The organism is Pantoea eucalypti (genome assembly GCF_009646115.1).
GTDB lineage: Bacteria > Pseudomonadota > Gammaproteobacteria > Enterobacterales > Enterobacteriaceae > Pantoea > Pantoea eucalypti.
Genome location: NZ_CP045721.1, coordinates 263,549 through 276,795, shown reverse-complemented (window position 1 = coordinate 276,795; position 13,247 = coordinate 263,549). Strand labels below are relative to the sequence as shown.

15 protein-coding genes and 1 pseudogene are annotated in these 13,247 nt (G+C 47.9%); 9 read left to right on the top strand and 7 right to left on the bottom strand.

Annotated elements, in window-relative coordinates; translation table 11 throughout:
- Positions 1 to 94: 94 nt before the first annotated feature.
- Complete coding sequence (gstA, locus tag EE896_RS20140; protein ID WP_140915962.1) at positions 95 to 700, top strand: glutathione transferase GstA; 606 nt, start codon at positions 95 to 97, stop codon at positions 698 to 700.
- Between the two features lie 105 nt (positions 701 to 805).
- Positions 806 to 1,516, top strand: a complete 711-nt coding sequence (locus EE896_RS20135) for an alpha/beta hydrolase (protein WP_140915963.1) — start codon at positions 806 to 808, stop codon at positions 1,514 to 1,516.
- A 21-nt stretch (positions 1,517 to 1,537) separates the two neighbouring features.
- Here the strand turns inward: EE896_RS20135 and EE896_RS20130 are convergent, their stop codons facing one another.
- Positions 1,538 to 1,849 carry a cupin domain-containing protein gene (locus EE896_RS20130; protein WP_140915964.1) on the bottom strand — a complete coding sequence of 104 codons (312 nt, stop codon included), beginning with the start codon at positions 1,847 to 1,849 and terminating at the stop codon, positions 1,538 to 1,540.
- Between the two features lie 213 nt (positions 1,850 to 2,062).
- On the opposite strand from EE896_RS20130, the gene EE896_RS20125 reads away from it, so the two are divergent.
- Positions 2,063 to 2,737 (top strand): hypothetical protein, encoded by a 675-nt coding sequence (locus EE896_RS20125; RefSeq protein ID WP_140915965.1) that lies wholly within the window; start codon positions 2,063 to 2,065, stop codon positions 2,735 to 2,737.
- 167 nt (positions 2,738 to 2,904) lie between these two features.
- Complete coding sequence (locus EE896_RS20120) at positions 2,905 to 3,525, top strand: protein phosphatase CheZ (RefSeq protein WP_003851694.1); 621 nt, start codon at positions 2,905 to 2,907, stop codon at positions 3,523 to 3,525.
- 160 nt (positions 3,526 to 3,685) lie between these two features.
- Here the strand turns inward: EE896_RS20120 and EE896_RS20115 are convergent, their stop codons facing one another.
- The gene (locus tag EE896_RS20115) at positions 3,686 to 4,123 is read right to left on the bottom strand and encodes a VOC family protein (RefSeq protein ID WP_008924790.1); all 438 of its coding nucleotides are present in this window, start codon (positions 4,121 to 4,123) and stop codon (positions 3,686 to 3,688) included.
- Positions 4,124 to 4,505: 382 nt separating this feature from the next.
- Between EE896_RS20115 and EE896_RS20110 the strand changes: the two genes are divergently transcribed.
- Both EE896_RS20110 and EE896_RS20105 read left to right on the top strand, forming a co-directional pair.
- Positions 4,506 to 4,706: a hypothetical protein gene (locus EE896_RS20110; protein WP_008924791.1), complete on the top strand. Its 201-nt coding sequence runs from the start codon at positions 4,506 to 4,508 to the stop codon at positions 4,704 to 4,706.
- Positions 4,690 to 5,103, top strand: coding sequence for a hypothetical protein (locus tag EE896_RS20105; RefSeq protein WP_008924792.1), 414 nt, complete (start codon positions 4,690 to 4,692; stop codon positions 5,101 to 5,103). Before EE896_RS20110 ends, EE896_RS20105 begins: the two co-directional genes overlap by 17 nt.
- A gap of 228 nt (positions 5,104 to 5,331) precedes the next feature.
- On the opposite strand, the gene EE896_RS20100 is transcribed toward EE896_RS20105, so the two are convergent.
- Together EE896_RS20100 and EE896_RS20095 are read right to left on the bottom strand one after the other, a co-directional pair.
- Positions 5,332 to 5,937 carry a hypothetical protein gene (locus EE896_RS20100; RefSeq protein ID WP_110411853.1) on the bottom strand — a complete coding sequence of 202 codons (606 nt, stop codon included), beginning with the start codon at positions 5,935 to 5,937 and terminating at the stop codon, positions 5,332 to 5,334.
- Between the two features lie 241 nt (positions 5,938 to 6,178).
- On the bottom strand, positions 6,179 to 7,171 hold the full coding sequence (locus EE896_RS20095; RefSeq protein ID WP_008924793.1) for a threonine ammonia-lyase: 993 nt from the start codon (positions 7,169 to 7,171) through the stop codon (positions 6,179 to 6,181).
- A 52-nt stretch (positions 7,172 to 7,223) separates the two neighbouring features.
- Between EE896_RS20095 and EE896_RS20090 the strand changes: the two genes are divergently transcribed.
- Complete coding sequence (locus EE896_RS20090; protein ID WP_110411854.1) at positions 7,224 to 7,562, top strand: ArsR/SmtB family transcription factor; 339 nt, start codon at positions 7,224 to 7,226, stop codon at positions 7,560 to 7,562.
- 313 nt (positions 7,563 to 7,875) lie between these two features.
- Here EE896_RS20090 and EE896_RS20085 read toward each other — a convergent pair whose 3' ends face one another.
- Complete coding sequence (locus tag EE896_RS20085) at positions 7,876 to 8,343, bottom strand: DUF1203 domain-containing protein (RefSeq protein ID WP_008924794.1); 468 nt, start codon at positions 8,341 to 8,343, stop codon at positions 7,876 to 7,878.
- 314 nt (positions 8,344 to 8,657) lie between these two features.
- Between EE896_RS20085 and EE896_RS20080 the strand changes: the two genes are divergently transcribed.
- A complete protein-coding gene (locus EE896_RS20080) occupies positions 8,658 to 8,969 on the top strand; it encodes a hypothetical protein (protein ID WP_105099641.1) in 312 nt (103 codons plus the stop codon).
- Between the two features lie 114 nt (positions 8,970 to 9,083).
- Entirely contained in the window at positions 9,084 to 9,455 is a 372-nt protein-coding gene (locus tag EE896_RS20075) for a nuclear transport factor 2 family protein (protein ID WP_337769775.1), read from the top strand.
- A 199-nt stretch (positions 9,456 to 9,654) separates the two neighbouring features.
- On the opposite strand, the pseudogene EE896_RS20070 reads toward EE896_RS20075, so the two are convergent.
- A pseudogene (locus tag EE896_RS20070) lies at positions 9,655 to 11,593 on the bottom strand (methyl-accepting chemotaxis protein).
- 359 nt (positions 11,594 to 11,952) lie between these two features.
- Entirely contained in the window at positions 11,953 to 12,696 is a 744-nt protein-coding gene (locus EE896_RS20065; RefSeq protein WP_084227965.1) for a metallophosphoesterase, read from the bottom strand.
- Between the last annotated feature and the right edge of the window lie 551 nt (positions 12,697 to 13,247).

The following is a 13,247-nucleotide window of genomic DNA, read 5'->3' as shown; positions in this document are numbered from 1 at the left end:
TTATTAAACATTAATTTTACAGCAACAGTGAGACTGAGCACAGTGTATTCAGGCACAACACACGCTACCCGCTTTTAATGTTATCGGAGAAAAGATGAAACTTTACTACGCCGCGGATACCTGTTCGCTTTCGCCCCACATCGTGTTGCGTGAACTGGCAATAGCGTTTGAGCTGGTTAAAGTGGATAACAGGAGCAAGCTCACCGCTGACGGGCATGACTTTCGCTCAATCAATCCCAAAGGCTATGTCGCTGCGCTGGAACTGGATGACGGGCAGATACTGACGGAAGGGCCAGCGATTGTGCAGTATCTCGCTGACCTGAAACCAGAAAGCAAGCTGGCACCGCCAGCAGGAAGCTGGGAGAGGGTTCGTCTGCAGGAGTGGCTTAACTTTATTACCAGTGAAATTCATGCGGGGTCTGCGCTGCTGTTTAACACGTCCCTGCCCGACAATGTTCTGACGATTTTTCGCGAGAAGCTGTTCCGGCGGTTCGATTATCTGCAGACTTCGCTGACCGATAAAGCCTTTCTGATGGGGACGTCGTTCGGCGTTGCTGATGCCTATCTGTACACCGTGCTGGGCTGGTGCAAATTCTTCAACATTGAACTGGCGCGCTGGCCAGCGCTGGTGGCTTATCGGACGAGGATCAGCGCGCGCCCTGCTGTGCAGGCGGCATTACTGTCAGAGGCGTCGCAGTAAGCGCAGCAAAACTGCAAGGCCGGGTTCCGGAGTGGGCAAAAACTATCGTTTCACACGCGATGGGTTAGTATCACGGGACTCATGTTTCAGCAGGGAGTCGGCTTTATGATTTACAGCGAGAAGGTGGAAACCGCTGTCATCCGGCATGCCGGTAAGGATTTCGAGGTCCCGCTATTAAGAGCGAAAGAGGCCAGGCAATGCATCCTTTTCGCAGCCGGTGCTGGAGGAAGTCCATTGCGTCATCTGGCGCTCTTGCAGACCTTTAACCGGAATGGTATTGCGGTGGTCGCACCGCATTTTGATCGGTTGACCTCACCCACACCCTCAAAGATTGACCTGCTGGATCGTAGCCAGAGGCTTGCCCTCGCTCTGGATAATTTTGGTCATGATTATGAATCGATTGCCGGTGTCGGGCACTCCCTCGGCGCCGTGATTCTGTTGATGCAAGTCGGCGCGGAGGCGTGGACCCGAGCCGGAGAGAAGGTGACGTTTGCAGGCAGTCAGGTTTTAAATCAACTGTTCCTGTTAGCGCCTGCGGCGGACTTTTTTAAAGCCCCCTCGGCACTCGCATCCCTCAATGTACCGGTGAAGATCTGGACAGGCGAAAAGGACACTCTGACACCGCCGTCGCAAGCGCTGTTTATGCAATCAGAATCAGAAACGGTAATTGATGTTTGCGTGGTTAAGGATGCGGGCCATTTTACTTTTATGAACACGCTGCCGCCGCACATAATAGATACCCACCCTTCACGCGAATCATTTCTGCTCAGTCTGGGAGAGGAGATATCCTGTTTCGTCACGGATTATCAGGCCTGACCCGATAAAGAAACACTCTGATTAAACCGAGCCCTCTTTTTCAATAACCAGCACGCGTGCGACGCCCTGTGGGCGCGCGATATGCTCGGTTCCTTCACTGGCGTAAAAGATATCACCGGCGTTGAGAACACGGCTTTTAACTTCGCCCTGTTCCTTATATTGCATTTCAACGCATCCATCCATGACAGCAAAAACTTCCTGCCCATCGTTGATGTGCCACTTGTAAGGCTGATCGGTCCAGTGAAGTTTCACGCTGACATTATCAAAGCTGGCAATATGCAGTGAGTCCCATGCTCTTGAGCCAGTAAATTCTTTACTGCTAAAAAAATTCATCTTTTCTCCCTCAACAGACGTGCTTTAGCGTCATCAATATCAGAGAGAGTGGATGGATTCTATGCGTCCGCTTTATGTTGTCCTGATCTGTCCCCTGATTGTCTGTTTAAGGGCAGGTGAACACTAACTAATTAATTGAATAGCGTAAAATACCGGGCAGAAATAGCAGGGTAAAAGCCTGTATTCATTCTAATTCCAAAAGGTCTGTCATCGATGAGTCTGCAAAACCTCTATCGTTCAACAAACGAAAACACCACCGCCATCTGGGCGAAAAATGCAGGAGTTGGGGATATTAAACAGGGAAACTATTACGATCCTGTCAGGCTGGCTCTTGCCTCGGGTATTCAGCCCCCAGTTTCTCTGGATGTCTCGCGTCTTATTGGTGAATTGCAGCAGCTCACAAAAGATGACCCTCTTGCTGATGTTCTTCCCCCGGAGGGTTTCCATTTTACCTTCCTGCCCCTGACTCTGCCGTTCATGAACGAAAACGAGCCACTGCCAGAAAAAGTGGCAGAATTGACGAAGATCTGGACTGGATTTGATGCAAAACGAATCGTTATACGAGACCTTCGGTTGGTTGCGTTGCCCAGCCAGTTGTTGCTGGCGGGAATCCCTGACAGTACTGCAATCGCTATGCGCCAGTCCTTCTGCGAAAGCGTTTTGAATTCTCAATGGAAGAATGAATTGCAGCTGCGTCACAGTGGCAGCCCATTACCCGCCCCTTTCTGGCACAGCACCCTTCTGCGCTACGGCGCCGATTTTCTACCCACTTCTCTGCGTCAGTATATTTTTGAACGCCAGGCCGTTAATTTTGGCGATGTTACCGGGGATTTAAAATTGGCGAGGGTCAACTATAACTGGACGATATGTTACCCATTGACGATTTAATCAGGGTTATTTCTCGCTTCCACCAGCCTGATGACGTTCAGCCAATGCCGCCTCATTGTCATCATGTCACTTTTTACCTGAGGAAAAATTCCAGGGAAATTTAAAAATCTGCCGAGAGCTGCCGATAACCTCAGGTATCGACACTCTGTACGCAGGAAACAACATCCATGTCACCATCCGACATTCATAGTAAGCATCAGGAAATTGGCGAAATTACGGCGCGTGCTGGCCACATCCTGCGGCAGCTTCGCGACAGTCTGCAACAGCTGGGGCTTGATAAAACCATTGCCGATGTGGCGGGAAGCATTCCGAACGCCCGTGAAAGGCTGGGTTATGTCGTCACAATGACCCGCGAAGCAGCAGAGGGCGTAATCAACAGCGTGGAAATCACGCAGCCGCTGCAAACTGAGCTGGGAGAAAAAGCGGAGAAACTCACACAACGCTGGGATGCCACTTCCGGGACGCTGTCAGACAAAGAACAGACCCAGGCATTAGCTACAGATACCGTTGCCTTGCTGAATGACGTCCCTCGTGTCACGGGTCTGACACAACAGCAACTGCACGCGATAATGATGTCGCAGGGGTTCCAGGATCTTACAGGACAAATTGTGCAGGCGATGATGGCCGTGCTGAACCAGGCGGAGCAGCAACTGATACAGGTCATCCGTGATAACGCAGGCTCACATAGCAGCGCCGAACGTAATGCGCCTTCTAAACCCGCTTCCGCATCAGAAACGCCTGCCAGTCAGGATGATGTGGATGACCTGCTGGCCAGTCTGGGAATGTAGGCCGACAGAAAGAGGCCTGCCGAACACTCACACTTAATAAGAAGAGGGTTTGCGCCAGGGCAACCCGCCGGTCCTGATGTGGGCCCGTATTGTGCCAGAAGCGGACATTGCAAAGATCAATGTTTCAAATAAGCCGATAACGGGCTATGCCAGGTGGACTTCATTGACCGTGCTCCATCAACTCCAGCGTCTGTCCATCGGGGCTTTGTAAATAAATTACTCTGGTTCCCTGCATGGGACCTGATAAGACTGTCTGAGGTTTACCTGGTGTTTTCCAGCCATACTCCGATACTTTGCGCAAGAGCGTATCCAGATCCTCAACTATAAACGCAAGGTGAGCATAGCCGGGGATGTAGGGTGCTGAGGGTTCTGCTGGCTGTTTAATGTTATCGTATTGGAGTAATTCAATTTTGATGCCAGCCAGCTCAAGCAACGCCATTCGTACATCAGCCCCCCTTGCGCCTGTAACTTCATCAATGATGGGCCCAGACATTTTCCCTTCGCGTAATAACTCCCCTCCGAGAATATGAGTCCAGAAGAATAATGACTCATCAATGTTTTTAACTGAAAAACCAACGTGATCCACTCTTCTTATCATGAAGTTACCTGCTGAGTTTAAAAATTAAGCACCAAACTATCTGAAATCTCTGCTTTAGTACTTCACGATAAGTGCGGAGTTAGTTTACTCATTAAAACATATAGTTAAGGCTGACCTGACTGAAATATTTCTGATTATCCAGCGTGAGAGCTATGCATATTTATTAATCCCTGAGGAAAATTATGGGACTGCGTTGCAAGTTTTTATCAATCAGAGAGGTCCTGCGATCTTTCGTTTTTTGCTCATAGCGGACCTTGCAGTACGTAGGTCTGCTTTGTGCCATAAGCAGATGTTGTCGCCTTACTCGAATTAGATAGTTATGCTTAAAAATTTTTATGGCACATGCAAAAGGCTCGTAGAATAAAACTCACCAGGAAAAGGGATGACAATCATGCTGGCCTGCTCCAAAAAAACTGACTGGCGGCGTTATGTCCTTATTGTCAGGATGCCCGTCGCAGGTCGTCATGAGGATGCTGTGCCTGAAGCCTGTTTTGCAGTCAAGCCTCGTGCCGAAAATTTTAGCGGGTACGGTGCATCAATAAAGCTGCTCAGACAAAGAGAGAGTTATGGCGAACATTATTGACGATAACTGGATTAGGATATCTGTGATATCAGCAACATTTAGTAGTCTCGTGGGTTCATTACTGGTTTTAATCTATCTTTCCCTGGGGAAAGACAGTGCACCGGTAATGGGCCTCATATTTATTTATTTTTTCATCGTTACGATGAGTATTATTGGGACCACGATGGGAACAATGATAATCGGCATGCCATTAGCGATGATTTCGAAGCGATTTTATCCTGATGCCGCCCTGAAGGGGAGCTTTTGTATTGTGTACTCTGTGCTCTTCATGTGGCTGTTTATACTGGCATGGCCTGTTATCAGGATATGTGAGGCGTCTTATTCGGATATTTTGCTTTTAAGCCCCTATGCTTTCTGTTCAGCTGCTGCACTTGCTTACCTGGTTTACTGGGAATGATGCGTATACATCAGATAGTGCAGACCGAAGGTAAACGGCGAACGCGCCGCCTGGCATGAACGCTGTTCAGCATATTTAATGTTGTTCCGGGCTCATGCATTCTATAGCAAAGCCCGCATTTAATTTTATATCTGCCAGCATAGCACTGTTTGTCTGGGGTAAGGAGCGTAAATGGCCAATGTCATCATTTTACCTGTTCACCTGAAGTAGAGGTCAGGCCTGGGTTGTTTACCATCCTATCGACTTGCACCGGCTGAATTCAGTCTGTGGAACAATGAGCGCCATATGATTTTCTGCCATGCACTGTTTAAAAACCTCCTTTTTGTAATCCCCTGCCTGTAAACCCAGCAGGGTGCTGGTCCGTTCGGCTGCGTTTTTTTCAAGGTAATAGCCACAATTTTCTTTGAAATACTTAGCGTTATCGCTCCCAGAAATCGACCGTCTCAGCTGGGCTTCAACTGTATTAATGGACTTATCCTGTGGTACGGCTTTTGCTGATTTCAAGCCAGAATAGAGTGGATTGACCAGTAATTTCTGTGCAAATCGTTGATTTTCGGCGGTTAACTGGCCGGTTTTACACAACTGCAGATAGACCTGCGAAAGGCGTTGTTCCTCAGCGTCGGCAGCATGAGTGCATTCTTCCTGGACTTGTTCATCAGACTTAGCCGGATGTTTTTCAGTGGATCTCCAGTAACTATTTTTAAAGTCCGGAACCGTGCCTTCAAAGCTGCCAAAAGGGCATAATGCACTGGCACAACCCAGTAAAAACATGGGTACGCACGTCAGCATCAGAATACGTAACAGGTGAAAGGTTTTAAGACTGCTTTTATTCATATTATTCTCATTTTATTTAGCTTCGGAGAGAAGGTACGGACAATGTAATTATTTTGACAGACTGCGTTCAGATGAGGCCCGGTCTTCTGCACAGAGTAACATAATCGGGGCAGACCTCGCTTTTTAGGGCAAGTTCGCATATCGATCTAAGTAAAGAAGGGGGCGTGATATTTTATCAATTCTCACTCTCACACCGGCTGCGTGCTATTCTGTTTCCTGCCTGCACCTTTGCTGCGTGTCGTCAGAGTGTGGCCTCATTCATTAATTTCAGATAACGGTAACCCGATATATTTCTGCCGCTAACCACGCAGACGACCTTACGTCCACTCAGTTCTTTTGCATAACGAAGGACTGCCGCAATTGCAGGTGCTCCCGAAGGTTCAATAACATGGCTGTGCTGATTCAGCATTAACAGCATCGCTGCTTTGATCCCGGCTTCTGAAACAATAAGAACACGATCAACGCGGTCGCGTACAAGGGGCCAGGTTATTGCTTCAGGCTCAATATAGCCACTGATGCCTTCGGCGATTGACGGGGATAATTCAACCGGGATCGTTCGGCCAGCCTCTTTCCAGTGTGCAAAAGTCGGGCTGGCTTCACTTTGAATTGCCCACACTTCGGCTGCAGGGTTGATAGCTTTGACGGCCGTCGCAATACCTGACGCCAGCCCGCCGCCGCCAATATTTACGAGAATGACGTCAGCGTCTGCCCAGTCTTCCATTATTTCCAGACCGACGGTGCCGGCTCCGGCTATCATCTGCTCATTATCGTAGGCGGAGACAAACGTCGCGCCGGACTCCTGCGCAGCCACAATCGCGGCCTGTCTCGCCTCTTCAATATTTTCAAAGAACGTAACCTGAGCACCATAGCTTTTCATTGCTGAGACCTTAATCGGGTCTGCTGAATAGGGCAGAAATATGGACACCGGTACACCTGCTGCGTGACCCGCGCAGGCAAGCCCCAGTCCATGATTTCCCGCCGTCGGGGCAATGACGCCGGCAATGCGCTGGTCTGCATTAAGACTGGCAATGACGTTTGCAGCCCCCCTCAGTTTAAAGCTACCCGTATGCTGAAGACTCTCCATCTTGAGCCTGACCTCTGCTCCTGCAAGAGAAGACAGCGCCTGCGAAAGCTGCAGCGGGGTTCTGCAAACCGTTGTTTTGATGCGCGCGGAAGCAGCATAAATCGCCTTCAGCGTGACACTGTCCATTGGTCTTTGGGTGTGGTTTGTCATAATATGACCTCAGAGTTTATATTGGAAAATAACTATATAGGAGGTTGGCTATATGAACAATCCTGAAACATCAATGGCAGACCTTTTCCGCGCTCTCGGCAATGAGCACCGGCTCGTGGTGGTGGAGTGGCTTTCCGATCCCAGGTCATATTTTCCGGAACAGCAGGATGGCGATCTGGTCGAGGATGGGGTGTGTGTCGGGTTTATCACCGAAAAGATTGGTCTCAGTCAGCCTACCGTGACAGGCCATCTTCAGATCCTGGCCAAGTCCGGAATAGTGACCTCGAAACGTATCAAGAACTGGGTGTTCTATAAACTCGACCGTCAGCGGATGGATGAAGCAACCGTAATGCTGTCAGGATATGGGAAGCTTAAGACGGGTCCAAATTAACAGCCACAATCGGGCAGAATGTCCATAACGAAGCGAGCAAAACCGGTAAGTAGGTATACTTCGTTTATAGTACTCCTGCCTTTCAGAGGGACATATCGAATCATCGTTATCTGCCGTCATCTTATGTGCAGTTTAAACTTCAGAAACTACACTGGCTGATAACCATCCTGCAGGTCAGGGTGCGCTTTTCGCTCTTAGCTGACGTTCATCTGATTCCGTCCACCTCGTGTCAGAAGCGGACTTCTGGGCAGGTTTTACAACGTCAGTAATCTTCATTTTACTTTTCCCTCAAGAGTCCGGATTGCAGGCTTATCTATAAACGCTCGGCAAGACAGGCGTAACATCCTTGTTTTGCGTTATGAATATGGATATAGCTCACTGACGGGTCGTCGAAAAAAAGCTTCAGCAGCATTTCCGTATCCGCACCTTCACAGATATCTGCCTGTAACATCAGATGGTTTTCACCGAAGGCCCTTAATGAAAGGAGCCTGGCAACTATCGATTCTGGTATTTTATTGATGTATATACCTTGATCATTACATCCCTCCCACAGGTAAATTGCATGGGAGCCGTGGTAAGGAGTGTAGGCTGGCTGATAAGTATGATTGAGCAAAATCGCTGTTTCACCGACAGGAATATCTCGCAGTGAAATTCTGTCAGGATAACCGGGATGGCTGTCTACCTTTATTCTTAAAGCGCCGTGACGTTTTAAGTAGTCTTCGTCCTGCTTAAAAAGATGAATAAAGGGTTCAGCATTAAGCCCTGAAATTTTAAAACCCATATCTGCCTCCCGTTGTTGTCAGAAAGACATTACCTCTTTATTTTCATTTGCTGCTCGCTGTTTTCGGACAGGGAAATAGCTGATGTAAGGCGGGCCACGGGTTGGTCTCAGGTTACTGAGACCTGTGCTTTTCATGAAGCCTCTACACGACATTAAGTTAACCGCGAATCATTTCAAGGCACAGGAAGTCCGCTCTGTGCCAGGAGCGGACGTTGCTAACATCAATTCAGAAGTTCAACATAGAAGAAGTTGTGAATAATTTGATTGGCTTATAGTGGTAAACCACGCCAGCATATCATCATGGAGGCTGTTTAATGAGTTGCGATTGGTGCCTAAATTTATGTGTTAAATACGTTATCCGCCAACCTGAACAATTACGTAAAGCAATCCGTATTGCTAAGAATGCGCTCAGTGAAGGGGTTCTGGCCGAAATTGATGCAGCGGATGACTGGAATCAATACAGCTTTCAAGAGTGTGCTGAAAAGATGATATGGGGTGATATCGTCGATTACCATTTTGTTTGTAGGCACTGTGGAACTAAGTTTGTATTAGGTGCTGAAACTTACCATGGCAGCGGTGGGTATTGGTCGCCCGAGAATGAAAAACCATCGGAAATAATTGACTAACTTCCGCTCCTCACCTATAGCAAAACCTCAGCGCCGCAGTTTGAACTAGATCTGTGCCGGGAATGGGCGTTGCATTCCAGCGATTATTGCCTTAAGAGTTAATGTTCGATTGTGATGAGGGCAACCACTATGCTACTGGATACGTTAAAAAGACTCGAATGTTCTCTTCATGGCAGTAGGCGAAAAAATCGGGAATGGCTTGAACAGATACTCCATGAGAGATTTAGCGAAATAACGCGTTCAGGCGTATTAGTTGATCGTGCAGAAACTATTGAATCCCTTTCGGATGAAGATAGCGTTCCAGCTCTTATTAGTAGTGATTTCCGGCTTATCAGTGCTGGAGATAAATTCGCAATACTGCACTACAGAACTGTTAATCCAGATGGTAGTCGTGCATCCCTTCGTTCTTCATGCTGGGAAATATCTGAGAACGGGCAATGGAAACTGGTATTTCATCAGGGAACACCTGAGGCACAGAGCGTGTAGATGTCAAATACAACGTCCGCTCTTCGCTCATAGCGGACCTTGCAGCACGTATGTCCGCTTTGTGCCAACGTTACGTAAGGAAGGAATTAAGCCATCCCGTAGGATGGCTTATGGAATACTGTTACTGAGATGACAGGCCTAAGAAATGCGCCTGGCAGCACGCCGTTTACAGACATATAAAAAGCACTTAACAGAAATTTTAACCAGCGTTTGTGCGGAACACGCTAACCGCGTCCCTCAGATTAGCGGCTCGACTTGCAAGTTCATCAGCAGACGATGCTGACTCTTCAACGAGCACGGCATTCTGCTGTGTGACCTGATCCATCTGAGTAACGGCAATATTTATCTGCGATACGCCTGCACTCTGCTCTTCTGAAGAAGATGAAATCTCTCTCACCAGCTGTGCTGTCTGTTCAATCGCATCCATACTCTCCTTCACTTTTTCACCTGCATCCCGGGCCATCGAAATGCCCTGCTCAGCATTCTCCACAGACTGTCTCGATCAGTCCTTTAATTTCTTTCGCCGCGCCAGCCGAGCGCTGTGCCAGCGATCTGACTTCCGCCGCAACAACCGCAAAGCCCTTACCGTGCTCACCGGCCCGGGCAGCTTCAACAGCCGCGTTTAACGCGAGAATATTCGTCTGAAACGCAATCCCATCAATGACAGAAATGATTTCCTTAATCTGCCCTGCACTGCTGCTGATTTTCTCCATGGAACCCAGCACTGATTCCATTGCCTGACCGCCACGCAATGCCGCGCTGGTAGCCGAGCTGGCCATTTCTGCAGCATGGCGGGTGTTTTCAGCATTGTTGCCGATGATCGAAGAGAGTTGTTCCATACTGGCGGCTGTTTCAGCCAGCGATGCAGCCTGTTCTTCCGTCCTCGCAGAAAGATCGCCGTTACCGCGGGCAATCTCCTCAGATGAGGTGGCAATGGTGACAGCATTACTTTTAATGTTTTCTACCGTCACCGTCAGGCGCTGACTCATCTGCAGTAATGCCTTAAGCAGACCGGCTGTTTCATTGCGTCCTGTCACGGAAAAAGATGCGGTCAGATCGCCTTCTGCCACTTCAAGCGCAAGCTTGGACGCGGCACCGATAGGTCGTGTTACAGAACGGATAATAATCAATGCGAAAATGACAGAAAGCAGGACCATAAAGAGAAGAACGCTCAGCAAACCATACTGTGCATGCCGGTGGTCCGTAATCTGCTGGTTCAGCATGTCATTCAGTTCATTACCGCCCGCAATCGCGTAGGTGCTGAATCTGTTAATCGCGCTGGTAAAAAGTGCGGCATAGTCCTGAGGACTCTGATTCGTCATACTGCGGCTAATAAATAACTCACCTGCAGTTTTCAGGGCATTTTGAGCTTCCTGTACGGCCCCGTCGGCATCGGCACTGAATTTCTGCTTCAGCCCTGTATCAGACGAAAAAAGCTTCTCTGAGTCCTGAGCAAACATATCCAGGTTATAGGCACCCGTGCTGATTAATGATTCCATACGGACAGAGTCAGCCTCACTAACGGCTTCTTTCCTGGCAAGCAGTGAAGTCCCGAACGCACGAATTTTACCCAGACTTTCGGTAAGCTCAGGCAATGATGAGAAATTGCTGGTAATCAGGCGGTACGTACTGATATCTGAATCAAGCGACAGACCGTAAAAATCCAGCACGTCGCGGTTTGTGTTAAGAAGTTTGCGGATGAGTTGCGCATGTGCGTCAAGGCTGGCCGTTTGATCCAGTTTCGAAGCATCAATGTCCTGCTGCAGCGCGTCCCACTGTGCACGCACCCCATTAATTTTATCGATTAAACCCGCACTGCCTTCTGTCTGCGCCATCTCTTTCTTGATGACATCGGTGATAGTAACAATGTCATCTCTAACACTTAGACGCGATGAGGTGGCAGGATTTTTTTGCGCAATAGCGAGGGCTGTTTCAGCGCGATGGCGCTGTATCAGATTCAACAGGGCAAGGATTTTGTTTTCAGCAGGCACTCCTGTTACTTCTTTCTGCTTGTCCTGAATATATTTATTACCTTCTGACACAAAAAGCACGGTAGGAACTGAAAAAAGAACAAGGCAAAACAAGCCCAGAATTGCAAACTTAGCGGTAAGATTAATATTGTTAAGAATATTATTCATTTTTACATCCTGCTGAATTAATTATTATAAGAACAAAAATAATGCAGATTGAAAGCATCTTAATCATCATTATCGGTTAACTGTTCATTAACTTTATAGCAGGCGTAAGAAAGTGAATGTTTAGGTTGAATTGCAACAAGGTCTAACCTGTCACCCAGTAATTAGCCCATGCTGATGTTATTAATTACCTCATAAGAGGTAGGAAAGATTGTTAATATCAATTTCTCTCTTAACGAGTTTTATACATGATTCATGTCCGCTTTGTGCCAAGGGCGGACGCTGATTCCTCACAATATTATGTGTTAAACACTGGGGATGTGGTCGTTTTCTATGTGATCTATGCGTTTTCTGAATGTCAGTTAAACGCAAACGCAAACGTAATGACTGGTAAGAGAGTTACTGACGTAGCGGTGAATCATCAACGCTGGCGGGTCATTCGCAGGAGGAGCTTTTACTGTTCCAAACCAGACTGGATTTGCCGGGCAGACGGAGCCACAAATGTAAGCAGGTATGCCCGCAAATGTACCTGCTATTGGTCTATGGACATGACCTGTAGAAATGGCAAGTAATCTGGCCGGGGCGCGCCTAATCAACTCTTCCATCTCAGGTAGACCTCTGCACATCGTTTCGTCTAGCGTTGGTATGCCAGATGCAAATACGTGATGGTGCAGAAACAGCAATGACGGAGGGTTGTCTGCGTCGCTAAGTTGATTATCTAACCATCTCAGATGGTCAGCCACACTGCCGTAATCCTTATAATCAATCGTCGAATCCAGACCAATCAGATGAATGCCACCCATGTTATGGGTAAAGTGTAGGGCCTCTCCCTGGGCATCAAGCGCCCACCTGTTCTCATCCCAAACAGAACGCATCAGACTTCGGTCGTCTGAATTACCTGGCAGGATCAACGAAGGGTAATTTTGCTGATTCAGGCGGTCAGCTATCTGTTTATAACCTTCCTGCCAATGCCCATCCGTTAGATCGCCAGTAAGTACCAGTAAGTCCGGTTGCAAATGCGTAAGCCAATTTAGTACCCGGTCGAACCGAAACAGATGATCATTTTCGGTTGAGGCGTGAATGTCTGAAACCTGGGCTATCAGCATAAAGACCTCATACGATTATTGTGTGGGAACAAGACCGTTATTCATGGTCATGAATCTGGTTTCAAATTTCATTTTTTTCACCACTATGGCAACAATGGATAGGTTAATTAAGATCAGTTATTCAATTGTTACGGTGAGTCCGACTGGTAGAAAAGACGGTCGGAAATTCACAATTAATCGCTAAGTTCACTTCCGACTACTCAGAGCCAATGTTAGCAGGGATGAGTAAGGTCCGCTTTTCGCTCTAAGCAGACCTGCTACCGGTCTCGGTCCGCTTAGTGCCAAAAGCTGACGTTGCTAACTTTCAAGTAGTAAGTATAAAAAACACCTATCCCCCGAGGAGGAGGACAGGTGCGAAACGCGGTGGTAGCGTATTGTGCTGATATATAGTTTTCGACGTTGCGAGGAAGACGCCTGGCAATCCCGTCAGACATTCTTCTGTCACTGAGCGGTAGAACTGCTCACCTATGACACAACATTAACTATCTTAATTAATTAAGAATCAGTCGCAAGCGTAAGCGGTAAATTAAAACAACGACGCGAGAACGAAT